The organism is Phenylobacterium sp. (genome assembly GCF_046463815.1).
Taxonomy (GTDB): domain Bacteria; phylum Pseudomonadota; class Alphaproteobacteria; order Caulobacterales; family Caulobacteraceae; genus Phenylobacterium.
In genome coordinates, this window is record NZ_JBKBRO010000015.1 from 89,761 (window position 1) to 109,962 (window position 20,202).

Below are 20,202 nucleotides of genomic sequence, written 5' to 3' on the forward strand. Positions count from 1 at the left end.
ATTAGCTTGTTTGTTAAATAGCAGGCGCGGACGTCCGTCAACCCCCGTTCGCCTGTCGGGGCAGCGAAGTCCGGCGCTTCGATGACGTCTCCATCGCGGCTCGGCCGACGGCCGGCCGATGGGGCGGCGCGCGACTATCCCTCGGGCTGAGGCGCCGGCGGCTTGCCCGACAGCTTGTCGGCGAGCCTGAAGACGAACGGGTTCAGCACGATCGAGATCAGGGCGCCCGCGAGGATCAGGTCGTGCGTCTCGCGGCTCATGATGTCGAGCTTCAGGCCCACGCCGGCCAGGATGAACGAGAACTCGCCGATCTGGGCGAGGCTGGCGGCGATCAGCAGGCTGGGCGCGCGTTCCAGCTTGAAGGCGGTTGTGATGGCCAGCGCCGCGGCCGACTTGCCGACGACGATGATCGCCACCACGGCGGCGACCGAGACCGGCTGCTCCAGCAGCACCCGCCAGTCGAACAGCATCCCCACCGAGACGAAGAACAGCACGGCGAAGGCGTCGCGCAGCGGCAGCGAGCGCTCGGCGGCGTTGTGGCCCAGCGGCGTGCCGTTCAGCACCACCCCGGCGACGAAGGCGCCGAGCGCGAACGAGGCGCCGAACACCGCATAGGCCAGGTAGGCGATGCCCAGCGCGATGGCGAGCACGCCCAGGGTGAACAGCTCGCGCGAGCGGGTGTGGGCGATCCGCACCAGCAGCCAGGGCAGGACGCGCCCGCCCACCAGCAGCATGAAGGCGATGAAGACGCCGACGCTGAGCACCGTTCCGCCGACCTTCAGGGCCACCGCCCCCATATCAGCGCCGGGCTGGGCGCCGCCTCCCGCCGCCCCGGCCAGCAGCGGGATCAGCACCAGGGCCAGCACCATCACCAGGTCCTCGACGATCAGCCAGCCGACGGCGATGCGGCCCGCCTCGCCCTTCACGGCCTTGCGCTCCTCCAGCGCCCGCAGCAGCACCACGGTCGAGGCCACCGACAATGAGAAGCCCATCAGCGCCGCCTCGGCGTCGGAAAGGCCCATCAGCCGGCCCACGCCCCAGCCCAGGGCCGTGGCCGCCCCGATCTGCACCAGGGCCCCCGGCACGGCGACCTTGCGCACCTTCAGCAGGTCGGCCATCGAGAAGTGCAGGCCCACCCCGAACATCAGCAGGATGACGCCGATCTCGGCGAGCTGGGCCGCCAGGCTGGAATCGGCGGTGTAGCCGGGGGTGAACGGCCCCACGACGACGCCCGCCAGCAGATAGCCCACCAGGGGCGACAGCTTGAACCGCAGGGCCAGCATGCCCAGCACGAAGGCGAGCACGAAGCCCGCGACCAGGGTGAGGATCAGGCTGTCGTCGTGCGGCATCGGGTCTCCTGGCCTGGTCCGCCTTCCGAGGTGGCCGCCGGCGGACGTCAGGTCAAGGCTGGAACCGTTTCACGATCGAAACCAGCCGCCCAGCACGCACGAGGCCCGGCCGTCACGGATCGTGACCGTCGCGGGCCGCGCGGAGCCGGGGCGGTAGGCGGTCGTCCCGCCCGGCGTCGTCACGACCAGCACGGCCGGGGCGTTGAACTGGCAGATCCGGTAGACCGCACCGTTCCGGCGGAAGCCGGCGCAGCTCGCGTGGCCGTGCTGACGGGCGAAGGTCGCATCGCCGTAGCTGAACGTCATGGGCGGCCGGGGCCGGACGGCCGCCGTCCAGGGCGGAGGACCTTGCAGGACGGGACACGCCGGGCCGGCGATCCCGTCCCAGGCCGCCTTCTCCGCCCGGGCCACGGACCAGGTCTCGTGGATGGTGAGGGCCGGGACCGCTCCGGCGATCACGATAACGCCGAGGATGCCGACCGCGTGCAGCAGCCCCGCCGCCCGGTCCCGCCGGGGTCCGCGCCGGACCTTCCACACCGCATCCATGCCGCACGCTCCCGCATCCCGATCAGGCAGATTACATATGTAATCTTCACATCCGGCAAGCCCCGACGTGACGGCGCCTCGAAAGGTCTGCTAGCCCTTGCGTCTGACCTGTCGGGGGAGTTCCAGATGATGTTGCGCACCGCCCTTCTCGCCGCCGCCGCCGCGCTCTGCGCCGCGCCCGCCCTCGCCCAGAATGGGGCCCAAAGCGGACCGGCGCCCACCAAGGCCCAGCGCGCCGTGCACGAGAGCGTCATCATGATGGACACCCACTTCGACACCCCGGCGCTCTTCGGCCGGCAGGGCTGGGACATCGCCGACCGCCACGACGTGCGCACCGACGGCAGCCAGGTGGACTATCCGCGCATGGTCGACGGCGGCGTCGATGGCGGGGTGTTCGTGGTCTACACGCCCCAGGGCCCGCGCACGCCCGAGGGCCACGCCCAGGCCCGCGACCGGGCGCTGGTCCGCATCACCGAGATCCACGAGATGGCGGCCAGGCACGCCGACAAGTTCCAGATCGTCACCACGGCCGACGAGGCCCGGGCGCTCGCCAACACGCCCAAGCGCTTCGTCTTCATCAGCCTGGAGAACAGCTATCCGTTCGGCCGCGACCTGACGCTGATGGAGACCTTCTACAAGCTGGGCGCGCGGATGATGAGCCCGGTGCACACCTCGAACAACGAGCTGGCCGACAGCGCCACGGCGCCGGCCGAGCACGGCGGCCTCTCGCCGCTCGGCCGTCAGTGGGTGGCCGAGGCCAACCGCCTGGGCGTGCTGATCGACGCCTCCCACGCCTCGGACGCGGCCACCGAGCAGATGATCGAGCTCTCGACGGCGCCGATCATCCTCTCCCACACCGGCGCGCGCGCCGTCTTCGACCATCCGCGCAACATCCCCGACGACCTGATCCGCAAGCTGGCGGCCAAGGGCGGGGTCATCCAGCTCAACGCGCTGTCGGGCTACATGATCAAGGTCCCGCCGAACCCCGAACGGACGGCGGCCCTGGCCGAGGTGCGCCAGCGCTTCGGCGGCGAACCGAAGACCCAGGCGCAGGCCGAGGCCCTGACCAGGGCCGTGGCGGAGGTCGACGCGAAGTATCCCATCCCCCGCGCCACCTTCGACGACTTCATGGCCCACCTGCTGCACGCCATAGAGGTGGCGGGGATCGACCACGTGGGGATCAGCGGCGACTTCGACGGCGGCGGCGGCCTCGTCGGCTTCGACCAGGTGACCGACTATCCCAAGATCACCGCCGCCCTGCTGGCCAAGGGCTATTCGAAGGAGGACGTGGCCAAGGTCTGGGGCGGCAACGCGCTCCGCGTCTTCGCCGCCGCCGACGCGGCCAAGGCGAAGTAGGCCAGGGCGCGGCTAGGCCAGGGCGCGGCTAGGCCGGGGCGCGCTGGCGGCTGAAGCGGTCGGGCGTCAGGGCCCGGGGGGTGAACCGCAGCTCCCGGATCGCGCCCCTGAACCAGTCCACGCGGTTCATCCGCACGCCAATGGACGTCCGCCCGGGCCCCTGCGGCCGGAAGGCGATCTCGCCCTGCGCCTGCAACGCGCCGTCCACGTAGCTGGCGTAGCGCCGCCCGTCGCAGACCTGGGCCACGTGGGCCCAGGCGCCCAGCGGATGCAGCTTCGCCGGATCGGCCAGGGTGCGCCCGTAGCCCGGCCCCTTCACGAAGGCGTCGAGATACCAGCCGGCGTCCGTCACCCGGATCTCGAACAGCATCCGCGTCCCGCCCGAGACGCCGGCGTCGCCCGCGTCCTGGGCCAGGTGCAGCCAACGCTGGGCGAAGGCTCCGCCGTCCGGCCGGAACACCGCCTCGATGGTGAAGGCGCCGGCGCCCGCCAGCGGGTGTTCGCCGACCAGCAGGGCGTCGTCCACACCGTCGAAGGCCACGGCTCCGGCCATCGACACGGGCGCGCCCAGGGCCAGTGCGGGCCGTCCGCCGATCCGGTCGAGGCGCTCGAAGGTCCACAGCCGCGCGCCGGCCGCCGCGGCCGCTGGCCCCGCCGCAAGCGCCGCCGCGGCGCCGGCCAGGACTTCGCGGCGTCTCACGCGGGCTCCCGCGAGGAGACGTGGTTGAGCGCGATGACCCAGCGCCCGCCCACCTTGCGCATCAGCCGGGTGTTGATCCCGTCCTGCGGCGCCTGCGGCCGGTCGAGCCGGTAGCGGCTGACGAGCTGGGCGGCGTCGGGGGCCAGCATCTCCACCTGGATGTCGAAGAAATGCAGGGTCCCGCGCTTCTCGGGCGCGCCGCCGTAGTCGCGGACGTAGTGGTCCAGCGTTCCCCGCCAGCCGTCCTGGAAGCGGCCCTTGGAGACGAACACCACGCCCGGGTTGAGGAAGCCCGCCATGTAGCCTTCGAAGTCGCCCCGGTTCCAGGCGGCCTCCATGTCGGCGATCACCTTGCGGATGGCGGCGGCTTCGGCGGCCTCGTCCATGGGCGCACAGGCGGCGGCCGCGGCGGGACCGGCCGCGCCGCCCGCCCCGCCGGCGGCGACGAGCGCCAGCATGGCGCGGCGAAGGGGATCGGGCGTGGTCATGCGAGGTCTCTCCGGGAGCCCCGAACCTAGAGCGCGATCCGCAGAAGTGGATACCGGTTTTGCGATCAGATCGCGTCAAGGCCTTGATTTGGAGCCTTTCCCGTCAGCCAGCCCCGCCAGCGACTCTCCCGCCGTTCCACGGGCCGCAGCCGGGCGCAAGCCCGCCCGACCTTGGCCGTGACTGACGGCGATTCAGAAGCGCTCGCCGACCATCTCCTCGCTCCTGGCCCACAGCGCCTGCGCGGGCTCGGGATCGACGGCGTAGGCGCGGACGCCACCGAGGCGGTCGGCGCCTAGAGGTCAGCCGAACAGGCTGAAAAGGAAGTCCACCGCGCGGGTGATCACCGGGGCGATCGCGGCGATCACCAGGAACGGCGCCACCAGGATCGCGCAGTCCATGAGCGGCTGCGACGGCGGCGAATGGCGCAGGTCGGTCATCTCTGTCGTCCTCCCACGGGGAGCCTCTGACGGGCTCGCCTCGATGGACGTAACCGTGCCGCCGCGCGGTGGTTGCCGCAAGTGTGAAAATGGACGGGCGTGTCACCGCCTCGTGACGCACCCGCCCTTGGCGGACTGGGCCCTCAGTCCGCCGCCAGCCACTCGGCGATGTAGGCGTGGGTCCGGCGCGCGGCGCGAACGATACGTACGTCGCCTCGGCCGCCGGGCCGCCTCCGCAGGGGCCGCCGCCAGGCTCCGCTGGGCGATTCCCGAGGCGATCCTGGAGCGATCCCCGATCGACCGCGCAGCGGTCAGTCAGCCAGGATCAAACCACGGAAGACACGGACGGCTCGGCGCTTTCCGTGTCCTTCCGTGTATTCCGTGGTTCCCGATCCCGTCCCTAGAACGCGATCCGCAAGAGTGGACGCCGGTTCTGCGATCAGATCGCGCTCCAGGAACCGGTGGCCGAACATGGAAGGCCGCCTCCGGCGGGGCCTGAAGCCCCATGTGGGGAGGAGGCCCCCGTCCGACAGCGCCAGTCGGGACGTCTTGGCGGCGAACCCGCTACTCCGCCGCCGGCTTGGAGCGGTAGTCCAGCGGCGGCGGCCGGTCGCCGACCATCGCCTCGTACTTGAAGTCCGGCCCGCGCTTCTGGTCGAGCTCGGCCTTGGCCTTGTCGATGAGCGCCGGTTCGCGGAACAGCGCCGCCCCGGTCAGCGCGAGCGTCTTGGCCGCCACCACGCCGCCCTTGGTGGCCATGGACGTGCCGCCCGCCGCCGTCGCCTGCCACGAGTGGGCCGGCGTGCCCGGCACCCAGACCGCCGCGCGCATGCCGACGGTCGGCGTCACCCAGCTCACGTCGGACACGTCCGTCGAGCCGCCGCCGTCGTCGCCGATCCGCATCGGCTGGACCTCGGCCGCGCTCTCCAGCCTGGCGTTGCTGGGCGGAAGCTGCTTGGCCATGGCCTCGGCGAAGGCGCGCTCCTCGGCGTTCCAGACCACGCCGCCCACGTCGCGGAGGTTCTCGTCCATCACATGGGCCAGCGTCTCGTTGGGCAGCATGTTGTAGACGCCGCCGGTCTGCTCGAACGTCACCTTGGTCTCGGTGGCGATGGCGGCGCCCTCGGCGGCCTTCTTCACGCGTTCCATCACGTCGCGGACGACCTGCGGGTCGCGGTGGCGGACGTAGTAGTAGACCTCGGCCTTCTCGGGCACGACATTGGGCGCCTGGCCGCCGTCGGTGATCACGTAGTGGATGCGCGTCCCGTCGGGGATATGCTCGCGCAGCATGTTCACCGCGTCGTCCATCAGCTCGACGCCGTCCAGCGCCGAGCGGCCGCGCCAGGGCGCCGCCGAGGCGTGGGCCGCGGCGCCCGTGAACCGGAACTTGCCGCTGATGTTGGCCAGGCTCACGCCCTGGCTCGCGTCGTTGGCGTCGCCCGCGTGCCAGTGCAGGGTCGCGTCCACGTCTTTGAACAGGCCGCCGCGCACGAGGTAGACCTTGCCCGAGCCGCCCTCCTCGGCCGGGCTGCCGTAGACCCGCACCTCGCCCTTCACGCCGCCCGCCTTCATCCATTGGCTGAGCGCGATGGCCGCCTCCACCGAGGCCGCGCCGAACACGTGGTGGCCGCAGGCGTGGCCGGCGATCCCCGGGACCGGCTTGCGTTCCGGGCTCGCCGCCTGGGCCAGGCCCGGCAGGGCGTCGTACTCGGCCAGGATGCCGATCACCGGGCCGTCGCCGGTCTTGAAGCTGCCCACGAAGGCGGTCGGCATGCCGGCCACGCCGGCCTCGACCTTGAAGCCAGCCTTCTTCAGCTCGGCCTGCAGCAGGGCCGAGCTCTTGTGCTCCTGGTAGCCGACCTCGGCCCATTCCCAGATCTGGTGGGCGATCTCGCCGAGGCGCGGCCCGGCCTTGTCCACGCTGGCCTTGATCGAGGCCCGATCCTGGGCCGACAGCGGCTCGGCCCGCGCCGTCCCCGCCAACGCCATCATCGCCGCAGCCGCCAGAAGAACCCGCTTCATCGATACGCCCCCAAAAGCTGAACTGAGGCGGGAGTCCTAGCAGGCTGGCGGCGGGTGGAAAGCCCCGTGTCGGGAGGAGCGTCGCGGGCTCCGGTTTCCGATCATCAGTGGCGAGGGCGCAGGCGCCGAAGCTGGAACAGCCCAGGGCTTCGGCGCCCGTCACCCACGGCCGCTCTAGCCCGGCTTCTTGTCCGGCGCCTTTCCCGGGGTCTGGGGCGCCGGCGGGGCCATCGACTGGCCGCCCGGCTTGGGCTTCGCGGGCATCGCCTGGCACACGCAGTTGCAGGCCGGATAGACGCCCGGATTGGGGAGCTGGCCCGCGCCGCAGTTGGCGCTGAGGATGGTGCAGTTCTGCCGCGAGTGGTTCGGGGCGGCGGTGCAGGTCCCGGCCGGCTGGGCCGCGGCCACGGACGCGGCGGCGGCCAAGGCGCCGGCCAGGCTGGTGGCCAGGACGGCGGACTGGATCGTTCGGATCAGGCGCATGGTCTCTCTATCCGCTGTTGGACGGGCAGCGCCGCGCGCGGACAGGATCGCCCGCGGACAGCCCACTGCCGTTGGACAAGAGCGCTCGCGCCGAACGCACGCCGCGCGAGCCGAGAACAACCCAGGATAGGCGCCTTTTGGGATGCAAGGGAAGCGGGATTTCCCCTTAGGTTCTCGCCTGGGTTGCGTTCTAGGCCGGCTCGTAGTTGAGGATGGGCGCCAGCCAGCGCTCGGCCGTGCGCATGTCCCACCCCTTGCGGCGGGCGTAGTCCTCGACCTGGTCGCGCTCGATGCGGCCGACCCCGAAATAGTGCGCCTCCGGATGGGCGAAGTAGAGGCCCGAGACGGCCGCCGGCGGGGTCATGGCCAGGCTCTCGGTGAGCTCCAGCCCCGTCGCCCTGGTGGCGTCCAACAGCTTGAACAGGGTGGTCTTCTCGGTGTGGTCGGGCTGGGCCGGATAGCCGGGCGCCGGGCGGATGCCGCGGTACTGCTCGGCGATCAGGGCGTCGATGTCGAACGGCTCGTCGGGCGCGTAGCCCCAGAGCTCGGTGCGCACCTTGCGGTGCATGGCTTCCGCGAAGGCCTCCGCCAGCCGGTCGGCCAGCGCCGTCGACAGGATCGCGGAGTAGTCGTCGCCCTTGGCCTTGAACTCGGCCGCCAGCTCCAGCTCGCCGTGGCCGGCGGTCACGGCGAAGCCGCCCACCCAGTCCGGCTTGGTCCCCACGGGCGCCACGAAGTCGGCCAGGGCGACGTTGGCGCCGTCGCCGGACTTGATCATCTGCTGGCGCAGGGTGTGCAGCCGGGCGAGCTCCGTCTCGCGGCTTTCGTCCGCATAGAGAACAATGTCGTCGCCGTCGGCGTTGGCGGGCCAGAAGCCGACCACCCCGCGCGCCTCCAGGAGGCCCTCCTGGATGATCCGGTCCAGCATCCGCTGGGCGTCCGCGAAGAGGTCGGTGGCGGCCTTGCCCACCACCTCGTCGCTGAGGATGTCGGGGAAGCGGCCCACCAGCTCCCAGCTCGCGAAGAACGGGGTCCAGTCGATGTGCCGGCGCAGGTCGTTCAGGTCGTAGGGCGCGAAGATCCGGGTCCCCAGGAACGACGGCTTCGGCGGGTCGTAGGCCGTCCAGTCCGGCGTGAAGGCGTTGTCGCGCGCCTCGGCCAGGGTGGCGCGGGCGCGGTTCCCCTGGCCTCTCGCGAACTGCTCGCGCACCTTCTCGTACTCGGCGGCGGTGGCCGCGATGGTCCTCTCGCGCTCGGTGGGCGAGAGCAGGTTCGAGACCACGCCCACCGCCCGGCTGGCGTCCAGCACATAGGTGGTCGAGCCTGAGGGATAGCGGGGCGCGATCTTCACCGCCGTGTGGGTCTTCGACGTCGTCGCCCCGCCGATCAGCAGGGGAATCTTGAAGCCCCGCCGCTCCATCTCGCTGGCCACGAAGGCCATCTCGTCCAGGCTGGGCGTGATCAGGCCCGAAAGCCCCACGACGTCGGCCTTGTGCGCCTCGGCGGCGTCCAGGATCTTGTCGGCCGGGACCATGACGCCCAGGTCGACGACCTCGTAGTTGTTGCACTGCAGGACCACGCCCACGATGTTCTTGCCGATGTCGTGGACGTCGCCCTTGACGGTGGCCATGACGATCCGGCCGTTCGACTGGCGCGGCTGGCCGTCCTTCTCGGCCTCCATGAACGGCATGAGGTAGGCCACCGCCTGCTTCATCACCCGGGCCGACTTCACCACCTGGGGCAGGAACATCTTCCCCGCCCCGAACAGGTCGCCGACGACGTTCATCCCGTCCATCAGCGGGCCTTCGATGACGTGCAGCGGCCGCTCGGCCTTCAGTCGGGCTTCCTCGGTGTCGGCCTCGATCCAGTCGCTGATCCCGTGGACCAGGGCGTGGGTCAGGCGCGCCTCCACGGACTGCTCGCGCCAGGACAGGTCCGGCCCCTTGGCCTCTCCCTTGCCGCCCTTGTACTTGGGCGCGAGGTCCACCAGCACCTCGGTGGGCGAACGCCCATCGGCGCGCTTGCGGTTGAGGATCACGTCCTCGACCGCCTCGCGCAGCTCGGGCTCGATGTCGTCATAGACCGGCAGGTCGCCGGCGTTGACGATGCCCATGTCCATGCCCGCGGCGATGGCGTGGTACAGGAACACCGAGTGGATGGCCCGGCGCACCGGCTCGTTGCCGCGGAACGAGAAGCTGACGTTGGAGACGCCGCCCGAGATGCGCGCATGCGGGCACTCGGCCTTGATCCGGCGCGTGGCCTCGATGAAGTCCACCGCGTAGTTGTCGTGTTCCTCGATCCCCGTCGCCACGGCGAAGATGTTCGGGTCGAAGATGATGTCCTCGGGCGGGAAGCCCACCTGCTCCGTCAGGATGCCATAGGCGCGCTTGCAGATCTCGACCTTGCGGTCGGCGGTGTCCGCCTGGCCGACCTCGTCGAAGGCCATGACCACCACCGCCGCGCCGTAGCGCAGGCAGGCCCTGGCCTGCTCGATGAACTTCGCCTCGCCCTCCTTGAGCGAGATGGAGTTCACGATGGCCTTGCCCTGGACGCACTGGAGGCCCGCCTCGATCACCTCCCACTTGGAGCTGTCGATCATCACCGGCACGCGGGCGATGTCGGGCTCGGCCGCCACGAGGTTCAGGAAGGTCCGCATGGCCGCGACCGAGTCCAGCAGGCCCTCGTCCATGTTGACGTCGATGACCTGGGCGCCCGCCTCGACCTGCTGGCGCGCCACCGACAGCGCCTCGGGGTAATGGCCCTCGGCGATCAGCTTGCGGAACTTGGCCGAGCCGGTGACGTTGGTCCGCTCGCCGACGTTGACGAAGATTGGGCGCATTGAAACTCGGATCTGCTCAGGCGAGCTCGAAGGGCTCTAGGCCGGCCAGGCGCATGGCCGTGGGACGCTCGGGGATCGGGCGCGGCTTCAGCCCCCGCACCTCGTCGGCGACGTGGCGGATGTGGTCGGGCGTCGTGCCGCAGCAGCCGCCCAGGATGTTGACCAGGCCGTGCTCGGCCCACTCGTGCAGCATGTGGCCGGTCTCATCCGGCGTCTCGTCGTACTCGCCCATGGCGTTGGGCAGGCCGGCGTTGGGATAGGCGCTGACCAGGGTGTCGGCGATGCGCGCCAGCTCGGCGATGTGGGGCCGCATCAGCTCGGCGCCCAGGGCGCAGTTCAGGCCGACCGCGAAGGGCTTGGCGTGGCGCACCGAGTTCCAGAACGCCTCCACCGTCTGGCCCGACAGGGTCCGGCCCGAGCGGTCGGTGATGGTGCCGCTGATCCAGATCGGCAGGGGCTCGTAGCCCTCGTCCTCCAGGTCGAGGATGGCCTTGATCGCCGCCTTGCAGTTCAGGGTGTCGGTGATCGTCTCGATCAGGAACATGTCCACGCCGCCGTCGTGCAGGGCGCGCACCTGCTCGGCGTAGGCCTCGTAGACCTGCGCGAAGGTGACCTTCCGGGCGCCCGGGTCGTTCACGTCCGAACTCATGGACAGCATCACCGGCAGCGGCCCGATGGAGCCGGCCACGAAGCGGGGCTTGTCCGGCTGCTTCGCCGTCCAGCGGTCGGCGGCGGCGCGGGCCAGCCTGGCGCCCTCGACGTTGATGTCGCGGACGGCGGCCTGCAGGCCGTATTCCGCCTGAGCGATGGCGGTCGCCGAGAAGGTGTTGGTCTCCGAGATGTCGGCGCCGGCCTCGAAGTAGGCGTCGTGCAGCTCGGCGATGATGTCGGGCCGGGTCAGGCACAGGACGTCGTTGTTCCCGCGCAGCTCGCCGGGCGCGTCCTTGAACCGCTCGCCCCGGTAGTCGGCCTCGGACAGCCCGCGCTTCTGGATCATCACGCCCCAGGCCCCGTCGAGGATGAGGATGCGTTCCTTCGCCGCCGCCTTCAGCGCCGCGATGCGTTCCTGCCTGGTCATGCCGCGGCCTCCTGGGACCCGGGTCCCTGCTCGCGCACGCCCAGCACCCGGCAGATCGCATAGGTCAGGTCGGCGCGGTTCAGCGTGTAGAAGTGGAAGTCGCCGAAGCCCTCTTCGGCCAGCCGGGCGCACATCTCGCTGGCCACCGAGGCGGCGATCAGCCGGCGGGTCTCCGGGTCCTTGTCCAGGCCCTCGAAGAGCGCGCCCAGCCAGGCGGGCAGCTCGATGCCGATGGGCCCGGCCATCTTCTTCAGGCCCGCGTAGTTCGTGACCGGCATGATCCCCGGCGAGATGGGGATGCTCACGCCCGCCTTCCGGACCCGGTCCATGAACCGCAGGAAGCCGTCGATGTCGAAGAAGAACTGGGTGATCGCCCGGGTCGCGCCCGCGTCGACCTTGGCCTTCAGCACGTCGATGTCGTGGTCGATCGACGGGCTCTCCGGGTGGACGTGCGGGTAGAGGCCGACGCTGACCTCGAACGGCGCGATGGCCCGGATGCCGGCGGTCAGCTCGGTGGCGTTGCGATAGCCGTCCGGCCGCGGCGTATAGGCCCCGCCGATCTGGCCGGGCGGGTCGCCGCGCAGGGCCACGATATGGCGGATGCCGCCGGCCCAGTAGTCGCGGATCACCTCGTCCACCTCCTCGCGGGAGGCTTCCACGCAGGTCAGGTGGGCGGCGGGCCTCAGCGTCGTCTCGCGCAGCATGCGCAGGACGGTGCGGTGGGTGCGGTCGCGCGTCGAGCCGCCGGCGCCGTAGGTCACCGAGACGAACGACGGGTTCAGGGGCTCCAGGCGGCGGATCGCCTCCCACAACTTTTCCTCGGCCTCGGGCGTCTTGGGCGGCGAGAACTCGAACGAGACGTCGGGACGCGGCGTCCCGCCCACGCCCGCGCGGGCGACGGGCCCCAGCGCCGTCGAGATCGGGGCGGTGTCTGCGGGGGTCATGCGGCGCTCCTCTGCCGGGCGGCGGCCCGCTCGGCGGTCCAGATCTTGACGGTCAGGCCCTCCCCGCGCCCCGCGTCGGGTTCCGGCGGCAGGGCGTGGGCGGCGACGGCTTCCAGGCCGGCCTCGGCCAGCCAGCGCTCCATCTCCGCGTCCGAGAAGCCCAGGCGGCGGTGCTGGTGCTGCTCGCGCAGGAACTCCAGGTGGTGCGGAGCGAAGTCGACGATGATCAGCCGCCCGCCCTGGGCGGTGATGCGGGCCGCCTCCTTCACCGCCGCGGCCGGGTCGCCCAGGTAGTGCAGCACCTGGTGGACCACCACCAGGTCGGCGAAGCCATCCGGCAGGCGGGTGCCGAAGATGTCGCCGTGGCGCAGTTCGCAGCGCTCCAGCCCGGCCTCGGCCACATGGCTGCGGGCGATGTTCAGCATCTGCTGCGACAGGTCGAGCCCCAGCGCCTGCTCGGCCCTGGGGCCCAGAAGCGTCAGCATGCGGCCGGTGCCGCTCCCCAAGTCCACCAGCCGCCGGAACGGCCCCGCTCCCGCCGCCTCCAGGACGGCGGCCTCGACCGCGGCCTCGGGCACATAGAGCGAGCGGATCTCGTCCCACCGCGCGGCGTTGCGGGCGAAATAGGCGTCGGCCTCGGACGCGCGCTCGGCCTGGACGGCGATCAGCCGCTCGGCGTCGCGGGCGAGCACGGGATCGGCGGGATCGATGCGGCGCAGGACCTCGGCCGCCAGTTCGCCCGCGTGGCCGCTCTCGACCAGCCGATAGAAGACCCAGGCGCCGTCCGGGAACCGTTCGACCAGCCCCGCCTCAGCCAGCAGCTTCAGGTGGCGCGAGACGCGCGGCTGGCTCTGATCCAGCACGCGGCACAGCTCCAGCACCGCCAGCTCCTCGCGGGCCAGCAGGGCCAGGATGCGCAGGCGGGTCGGCTCGCCCGCCGCGCGCAACACATCCACAGCCTGGTCCGCCGAGAACTTCATGAGAGCACATAAAGATATCTTTATGTCTTTATGTCAAGCAGGCGCAGGGCTCATCACCGGCTCGCCCGCCAGGAACAGTCGCACGTTCTCCACCGCCTGGGCCACCATGCGCGGGATGGAGTCCACCGTACTGCCGGCCGAGTGCGGCGTGAGCACGGTGTTGGGCGCGTCGGCCCAGCGTTCCGGCGGCGTCGGCTCCTGCGCGAACACGTCCAGGGCCGCGCGGCCCAGCCGTCCGTCCTTCAGCGCCGCGATGAGGGCGTCCTCGTCCACCACCGAGCCCCGGGCCACGTTGACGATCAGGCCGCGCGGGCCCACCGCCTCGATCACCTCGCGCGAGATCAGGCCCCGGTTCGAGGCGTCCGCCCGGCAGGCCACCACCAGGATGTCGCTGTCCTGGGCCAGCTTCAGGAGGCTCTCGGCGCGCGGCCAGGCTGCGTCCTTCGGACGGGGTCCCCACCAGGCCGCCTCCAGGCCGAACGCCTCGGCGCGCCTGGCCACCGCCTCGCCGATGGCCCCCAGGCCCACCACGCCCAGCTTCCGCCCCTTGAGGCCGGGGCGCGGACGCATCCGGTCGTCGTCTCGCCAGCCGCCCTCGCGCACGATCCGGTCGCCAAGGACGATGTTGCGCCAGGACGCCAGCAGCAGGCCCATGGCGTGGTCGGCCACGTCGTCGGCGTTCAGGCCCTTGGCGTGGGTCACCTCGATCCCGCGCGCCCGGCACCAGGCCACGTCCACGCCGTCGTAGCCCACGCTGACGCAGGCGATGAGGCCCAGGTTCGGCAGGCGCTCCAGGAAGTCGGGCGTCAGCGGAATCTCGCCCGCGTGCACGATCGCGCGCACCGCCGGCCGCTCGCCGTCGGCCAGCTCCCAGCGCCGGGCGGTGCGGAACCCGGCCGCCGCCAGCGGCCCCTCCACCGGGGCCAGCATCGGGTGCGACAGCATCACCAGGGACGCAGGCATCGAAGACTCCTCGTGCACGGCGCTCCTGATGCCAGACCGGGCTCCGGGCGCCTAGCCGAGCGGGAGCCGCGCCAGTATCGGCTCGGCGAGCGGGCGCCGGGCCAGCGCATCGGCCAGCCGGTCCAGGGCCGCGGCGGCGCCCGGGGCGAAGGGTTCTAGCGCGCGAACTTCTGGAACTTGATGCGGTGGGGGATCAGGCTGTCGGCGCCCAGGCGGCGCTTCTTGTCCTCTTCATAGGCTTCGAAGTTGCCCTCGAACCATTCCACGTGGCTGTCGCCCTCGAAGGCCAGGATGTGGGTGGCCAGGCGGTCCAGGAAGAAGCGGTCGTGGCTGATGACCACCGCGCAGCCGGGGAAGTCCTCCAGGGCGCTTTCGAGGGCGCCCAGGGTCTCCACGTCCAGGTCGTTGGTCGGTTCGTCGAGCAGGATCACGTTGCCGCCCGAGGCGAGCGTCTTGGCCAGGTGCACGCGGTTGCGCTCGCCGCCCGAGAGCAGGCCGACCTTCTTCTGCTGGTCGCCGCCCTTGAAGTTGAAGCTGCCGACATAGGCGCGGCTGGGAATCTCGCGGGTTCCCACCTTCATGACGTCGAGGCCGCCCGAGATCTCCTCCCAGACGTTCTTGTTGGGGTCGAGGCTGTCGCGGCTCTGGTCGACGTAGGCCAGCTTCACCGTCTCGCCCAGGCGGATCGAGCCCTTGTCGGGGGTGTCCTGCCCGGTGATCAGCTTGAACAGCGTCGACTTGCCGGCCCCGTTGGGCCCGATCACGCCCACGATGCCGCCCGGCGGCAGCTTGAACGTCAGGTCCTTGAACAGCAGCTTGTCGCCATAGGCCTTCTCGAGGTTCTCGACCTCGATGACCACATTGCCCAGGCGCGGGCCCGGCGGGATCTGGATCTGGGCGAAGGTCTGCTTCTGGCGCTCGGCCTGGTTGACCAGTTCGTCGAAGGCGGCGAGGCGGGCCTTGGACTTGCTACGGCGGGCCGAGGGCGAGGAGCGCACCCACTCCAGCTCGCGCTCGATGGTGCGCTTCCTGCCGGCTTCCTCGCGCTCCTCCTGCGCGGTCCGCTTGGCCTTCTGCTCGAGCCACGAGGAGTAGTTGCCCTCGTAGGGGATGCCCTTGCCGCGATCGAGCTCCAGCGTCCACTTGGTCACCTGGTCCAGGAAGTAGCGGTCGTGGGTGACGAGGATCACGCAGCCGGGGAAGGCCTCCAGGTGGTGCTGCAGCCAGGCCACGCTCTCGGCGTCGAGGTGGTTGGTGGGCTCGTCCAGCAGCAGCATGTCCGGCTTGCTGAGCAGCAGGCGGGCGAGCGCGACGCGGCGGCGCTCGCCGCCCGACAGCTTGTCCACCGGCCAGTCGTTGGGCGGGCAGCGCAGGGCGTCCATCGCCATCTCGATGCGGCTGTCGATGTCCCACAGGTCGCCGGCGTCGAGCTGCTCCTGGAGCTTGGTCATCTCCTCCATGAGCTCGTCGGAGTAGTCCTCGCCCATCAGGGTGGCGACTTCGTTGTAGCGGTCGAAGATCTTCTTCTCTTCGCACCAAGAGATCACGTTGCCCCAGACGTCCAGCTTGTCGTCGAGCTGAGGCTCCTGCTCCAGGTAGCCCATCTTGGTGCCCTCGGCGGCGCGCGCCTCGCCCGAGAACTCCTTGTCGATGCCGGCCATGATCTTCAGCAGGGTCGACTTGCCCGAGCCGTTGACGCCGACGACGCCGATCTTGGCGTCGGAGTAGAAGCTCAGCCAGATGTTCTCGAAGAGCTTCTTGGGGCTGCCGGGATAGGCCTTGGTCAGGCCCTGCATCTGAAAGATGTACTGCTGCGCCATGGGGCGTTCGCCGCTCGCTTCTGGAATGTCCGGAAAGTCGGGCGTGCAGATAGCCGCCGCGGGCGTGTGGCGCAACGTCGGCGGGCGCTTTCGGTCCGTCGGCCTCAGTCCGTCTGGGCGATGGTCTCGCTCCCGCGCCGCGATGCGGCGGCCGGGATGCCCGGCCTGCGCCACCCGCTCGACGAAGGCCTCGCCCTCGTCCCGGACCTCGACCCTGCAGGGAAGGTCGTCGCCATCGGCGGGGAACTCCCCATACTGCGCCGGCGTTCCATCGTTTTCGTCGGTGGGGTCGTCGGGGGGACGAAGCTGATGCGCGCCCAGGTACATGGCTTATCCCACGAAGAAGCCGCGACATCCTTCCGGGGCGTCGCGCCGGTCGCCGGTTCGGCGTCTCAAGGCTGTATGGCGTCGGGACGGCGGCTGGACGGCTCCGGTCCGGGGCTGAGAAAGAGCATGAGCGCATGGCGGCCGTGACCCAGCCCGACGTCCCCCAGTTTGGCCTGGAGCAACTCGTCGCCTCGCTGAGCGGCCACGCCATCTACCGGCTGGAGCCCGACGGCCGGGTGGCCGGCTGGAACCCGGGGGCCGAGCGCCTGCTGGGCTATGTCGCGGCCGAGATCGAGGGCCAGCCGTTCGGCCGCTTCTTCACCGTCGAGGAGCGCCGCGCCGGCGCGCCCGAGCGGCTGATGGCCGAGGCCGCCGAGGCCGGCAAGGCCGACACCTCGGGCTGGCGGGTGCGCAAGGACGGCTCGCGCTTCTGGTCCGAAGGGGCGCTCCACGCCATCCGCGGCGAGGACGGGAGGCTCGTGGGCTTCGCCAAGATCGCGCGCGACGCCACGCGCCAGCGCGCCGTCCAGCAGCAGGCGATGGAAAGCGAGCGCCGCTTCCGCCTGCTGGTCGAGAGCGTCACCGACTACGCCATCTGCATGCTGGACGTGAACGGCGCCGTGACCCACTGGAACCCCGGCGCCGAACGCATCAAGGGCTACGGCGCCGAGGAGATCGTCGGCCAGCACTTCAGCCGCTTCTACACGCCCGAGGACCGCAAGGCCGGCCTGCCCGCCCGGGCGCTGGAAACCGCCCGCCGCGAGGGCCGCTTCGAGGCCGAGGGCTGGCGCGTGCGCAAGGACGGCGCGCGCTTCTGGGCGCTGGTGGTGATCGATCCGATCATCGACGACGACGGCGCCCTGATCGGCTTCGCCAAGATCACCCGCGACATCAGCCAGCGGAAGGCCGCCGAGGACGCGCTCGCCGAGAGCGAGCGGCAGTTCCGCCTGCTGGTGGCCGGCGTCGTGGACTACGCCCTCTACATGCTGGATCCCAACGGCATCGTCTCGAGCTGGAATTCGGGGGCCCAGCACATCAAGGGCTACCAGGCGGACGAGATCGTCGGACAGCACTTCAGCCGCTTCTACACCGAGGCCGACCGGGCCGCGGGCGTCCCCGCCCGCGCCCTCCAGACCGCCGCCGAGCAGGGCCGCTATGAGGCCGAGGGCTGGCGCATGCGCAAGGACGGCACGCTGTTCTGGGCCAGCGTCGTCATCGACGCCATCCGCGACGAGACCGGCCGCCTCATAGGCTTCGCCAAGATCACCCGCGACGTCACCGAGAAGCGCGCCGCCCAGATCGAGCTGCAGCGCGCCCACGACCAGCTCGCCCAGGCCCAGAAGATGGAGGCGCTTGGCAAGCTCACCGGCGGCGTGGCCCATGACTTCAACAACCTCCTGATGGTGGTGAGCGGCCAGGCCCAGCTCCTGCGCCGCCGGCTGGCCGAGGATCCGCAGGCGCTGCGCGCCCTGGACGCCATCGAGACCTCCGCCCGCCGGGGCGAGGACCTCACGCGCCACCTGCTCTCCTTCTCGCGCCGCCAGCGGCTGCAGCCGGTGGCGGTGGGCCTCAGCGACCGGGCCCCCGACCTGAAGGCGTTGATCGCCGCCAGCCTGCCGCCCGGCGTCCAGCTCGTCGTCGACCTGCCGCCCGCGGCCTGGCCGGTGAAGGTGGACCAGAGCGAGCTCGAGCTCGCGCTCCTCAATCTGGCGGTCAACGCCCGCGACGCCATGCCCTCGGGCGGCGTCCTCGCCATCACGGCCGAGAACGCCCGGCTCACGCCCGAGACCGCCGAGGGCCTGAAGGGCGACTTCGTGGCCATCACCGTCAGCGACACCGGCCAGGGCATACCGCCCGACATCCTGCCGCGGATCTTCGATCCGTTCTTCACCACCAAGGAGGTCAGCAAGGGCACGGGCCTGGGGCTCTCGCAGGTCTACGGCTTCGCCCAGCAGTCGGGCGGCCGGGTGACGGTGAAGAGCGAGCTTGGGCGGGGGACCAGCTTCACCCTCTTCCTGCCCCGCAGCACCACCGCGCCGAAGGCCTCGCCGGAGGAGCCGGCCGAGCATCCGGCGCCGAGCGCCCGGGTGCTGCTGGTGGAGGACAATCCCGAGGTGGCGGACGTGGCCGCCGGCATGCTGGTGCAGCTCGGCCACACCGTACGGGTCGTGAACGGCGCCGCCGCCGCCCTGGACATGCTGCACGCGAGCGCGCTGCACGAGACCGAGACGCCGGACCTGGTGTTCAGCGATATCGTCATGGCCGGCGAGATGGACGGCCTGGGGCTGGCCCGCCGCGTCCGCGAGGAGTCCCCCGCGCTCCCCGTGCTGCTGGCCACCGGCTACAGCCAGGCCGCTGAACAGCTCGGCGACGAGTTCCCGATCCTGCGCAAGCCCTACACGATGAGCGAGCTGGGCCGGGCCATCGGCGCCCTCCTGGCGCCCCGGGGCGATGGCGACGGCAAGCTGGTCAACCTGCAGAGCGCGCGCCGCGCCCGGGAGGCGCGGCGCGACCCGCAGGGCTGAAGCGCGACAGCCAAAAGTGTGAGCGGTTTTGGCGCCGGTCACGCTCCATGGTGCTCAGCGCGAGACGGTCTGGATTCGGATCGCCCCGCGATTGCAGGCGCGGATCTGGCCCGACGTCAGCTCGTGGCCGCGGCTCCGGTAGCTGCTGACCGGTCCGATGACGGCGGCCACCTTCTTGCACTCGGCCACCAGGCCGGCGTTCGCCGCGCGCGGCGTCCCCCGTCCGGCGCATTCGGCGCCGTCGCAGCGCCAGGCGACGCCCGCCACGGTGGCCTCCTTGGACGCCGCCGCGGGTTCGGCCAGCGTCGCCTGGCCGCTGACTTCCCCCGCACCTGACGGCTGGGCGTAAGCCGTCCCCGACACGAACGCCGCCACGGCGATCGCGCCCAACATCCTGAAACTTTGCATCTTCGTGATCCTTCCGGTAGAAAAGAGCACGACCGGTCGCCAACGGCAAAAGAGCACGATCGGTCACTTTTTGTCAAGCGAGGAGGCGCGGCCTTTGCGCAAGGGCGAGGCGACCAGGATCCGGATCGTCGAGGAGGCGGCCCGCCAGGCCGCGCTGCGCGGCCTCGCCGCCGTCAGCCTCGGCGACGTCGCCCAGGCCGTCGGCCTCTCCAAGAGCGGGCTCTTCAAGCACTTCGAATCGAAGGAGGCGATGGAGCTGGCGGTCGTCGAGCACGTCACCCAGTGGTTCACCGACTTCACCTGGCGGCCGGCCGCGGACCTGCCGACGGCGCGCGAGCGGCTGGCCCGGGTGTTCGAGCTGTGGCTGGACTGGGAAGACAGGGAATGGGCCCAGGGCGGCTGCCCCATCATGGCCTTCAGCGTCGAGGTGGACGACCAGCCCGGCCCCGTCCGCGACCTGCTGCAGAAGCGCCTGCGGCAGTGGAAGACGACGCTGGTGCGCCAGTTCCAGCAGCTCCGCGAGCCGCCGCTCTCCGACGCCGAGGCCCAGTCGGCCTATTTCCAGATGAAGAGCTTCGCCCTGGGACACCTGGACGCCCGCCGGATCATGGGCGAGGCCGACGCCCGGCGTTCCGCCCAGGCGGCTTTCGACGCCCTGCTGGACCGCACGGCCAGGGCGGCCGCCTGAGGGGCTCCCCGACCTGTCGGCCGGTTTCCCCTTCCCCCTTCCCCCTTCCCCCTTCCCCCTTCCCCCTTCCCCCTTGCCCTACCCGCGCCCTCCTCTCGCGCGCGTCGCGGGGGGACAGGAGGCGCCGCGCACGAAAATCCTTGACTCCCCGGAGATTTGATGTTCCTGTTTTGTTCATGTCCTCCCCTGCCGACATGGCCGAGGCGATGCTGGGCCGCTTCGCCGAGCTCAGCCTGGAGCTGGCCGCC

17 protein-coding genes are annotated in these 20,202 nt (G+C 71.1%); 3 read left to right on the top strand and 14 right to left on the bottom strand.

The features are described 5' to 3' along the window. Positions 1–134: 134 nt before the first annotated feature. Both ACK4TT_RS11720 and ACK4TT_RS11725 read right to left on the bottom strand, forming a co-directional pair. Positions 135–1,349 carry a cation:proton antiporter gene (locus ACK4TT_RS11720; protein ID WP_410213027.1) on the bottom strand — a complete coding sequence of 405 codons (1,215 nt, stop codon included), beginning with the start codon at positions 1,347–1,349 and terminating at the stop codon, positions 135–137. 69 nt (positions 1,350–1,418) lie between these two features. Further along, positions 1,419–1,895 carry a hypothetical protein gene (locus tag ACK4TT_RS11725; RefSeq protein WP_409636742.1) on the bottom strand — a complete coding sequence of 159 codons (477 nt, stop codon included), beginning with the start codon at positions 1,893–1,895 and terminating at the stop codon, positions 1,419–1,421. Between the two features lie 126 nt (positions 1,896–2,021). Here ACK4TT_RS11725 and ACK4TT_RS11730 point away from each other — a divergent pair, with 126 nt between their 5' ends. After that, complete coding sequence (locus ACK4TT_RS11730; RefSeq protein WP_410213028.1) at positions 2,022–3,251, top strand: dipeptidase; 1,230 nt, start codon at positions 2,022–2,024, stop codon at positions 3,249–3,251. Positions 3,252–3,279: 28 nt separating this feature from the next. On the opposite strand, the gene ACK4TT_RS11735 is transcribed toward ACK4TT_RS11730, so the two are convergent. From ACK4TT_RS11735 to ettA, 11 genes are all read right to left on the bottom strand, one after another. After that, positions 3,280–3,951: a LamG domain-containing protein gene (locus ACK4TT_RS11735; protein ID WP_409636736.1), complete on the bottom strand. Its 672-nt coding sequence runs from the start codon at positions 3,949–3,951 to the stop codon at positions 3,280–3,282. Next, positions 3,948–4,439, bottom strand: coding sequence for a nuclear transport factor 2 family protein (locus tag ACK4TT_RS11740; protein WP_409636733.1), 492 nt, complete (start codon positions 4,437–4,439; stop codon positions 3,948–3,950). Before ACK4TT_RS11740 ends, ACK4TT_RS11735 begins: the two co-directional genes overlap by 4 nt. 300 nt (positions 4,440–4,739) lie before the next feature. Further along, positions 4,740–4,877: a hypothetical protein gene (locus ACK4TT_RS11745; RefSeq protein ID WP_409636730.1), complete on the bottom strand. Its 138-nt coding sequence runs from the start codon at positions 4,875–4,877 to the stop codon at positions 4,740–4,742. A 564-nt stretch (positions 4,878–5,441) separates the two neighbouring features. Beyond that, on the bottom strand, positions 5,442–6,899 hold the full coding sequence (locus ACK4TT_RS11750; RefSeq protein WP_409636727.1) for an amidohydrolase: 1,458 nt from the start codon (positions 6,897–6,899) through the stop codon (positions 5,442–5,444). 174 nt (positions 6,900–7,073) lie between these two features. Then, positions 7,074–7,382, bottom strand: a complete 309-nt coding sequence (locus ACK4TT_RS11755; RefSeq protein WP_410213029.1) for a hypothetical protein — start codon at positions 7,380–7,382, stop codon at positions 7,074–7,076. A gap of 190 nt (positions 7,383–7,572) precedes the next feature. Beyond that, positions 7,573–10,233: a methionine synthase gene (metH, locus tag ACK4TT_RS11760; protein ID WP_409637025.1), complete on the bottom strand. Its 2,661-nt coding sequence runs from the start codon at positions 10,231–10,233 to the stop codon at positions 7,573–7,575. A gap of 4 nt (positions 10,234–10,237) precedes the next feature. Next, on the bottom strand, positions 10,238–11,299 hold the full coding sequence (locus tag ACK4TT_RS11765) for a homocysteine S-methyltransferase family protein (protein WP_409636721.1): 1,062 nt from the start codon (positions 11,297–11,299) through the stop codon (positions 10,238–10,240). Further along, on the bottom strand, positions 11,296–12,243 hold the full coding sequence (metF, locus tag ACK4TT_RS11770; RefSeq protein WP_409636718.1) for a methylenetetrahydrofolate reductase [NAD(P)H]: 948 nt from the start codon (positions 12,241–12,243) through the stop codon (positions 11,296–11,298). The genes ACK4TT_RS11765 and metF overlap by 4 nt, the downstream gene beginning before the upstream one ends. Then, positions 12,240–13,223: an ArsR/SmtB family transcription factor gene (locus tag ACK4TT_RS11775; protein ID WP_409636715.1), complete on the bottom strand. Its 984-nt coding sequence runs from the start codon at positions 13,221–13,223 to the stop codon at positions 12,240–12,242. The genes metF and ACK4TT_RS11775 overlap by 4 nt, the downstream gene beginning before the upstream one ends. A gap of 33 nt (positions 13,224–13,256) precedes the next feature. Next, on the bottom strand, positions 13,257–14,186 hold the full coding sequence (locus ACK4TT_RS11780; RefSeq protein ID WP_410213030.1) for a 2-hydroxyacid dehydrogenase: 930 nt from the start codon (positions 14,184–14,186) through the stop codon (positions 13,257–13,259). A 155-nt stretch (positions 14,187–14,341) separates the two neighbouring features. Then, on the bottom strand, positions 14,342–16,006 hold the full coding sequence (gene ettA / locus ACK4TT_RS11785; RefSeq protein ID WP_409637022.1) for an energy-dependent translational throttle protein EttA: 1,665 nt from the start codon (positions 16,004–16,006) through the stop codon (positions 14,342–14,344). Positions 16,007–16,467: 461 nt separating this feature from the next. On the opposite strand from ettA, the gene ACK4TT_RS11790 reads away from it, so the two are divergent. Next, positions 16,468–18,858: a PAS domain S-box protein gene (locus tag ACK4TT_RS11790; protein ID WP_410213031.1), complete on the top strand. Its 2,391-nt coding sequence runs from the start codon at positions 16,468–16,470 to the stop codon at positions 18,856–18,858. A gap of 54 nt (positions 18,859–18,912) precedes the next feature. Here ACK4TT_RS11790 and ACK4TT_RS11795 read toward each other — a convergent pair whose 3' ends face one another. Next, on the bottom strand, positions 18,913–19,266 hold the full coding sequence (locus ACK4TT_RS11795; RefSeq protein ID WP_409636706.1) for a CC_3452 family protein: 354 nt from the start codon (positions 19,264–19,266) through the stop codon (positions 18,913–18,915). A gap of 94 nt (positions 19,267–19,360) precedes the next feature. Between ACK4TT_RS11795 and ACK4TT_RS11800 the strand changes: the two genes are divergently transcribed. Then, on the top strand, positions 19,361–19,954 hold the full coding sequence (locus ACK4TT_RS11800; protein WP_410213032.1) for a TetR/AcrR family transcriptional regulator: 594 nt from the start codon (positions 19,361–19,363) through the stop codon (positions 19,952–19,954). Positions 19,955–20,202 lie beyond the last annotated feature (248 nt).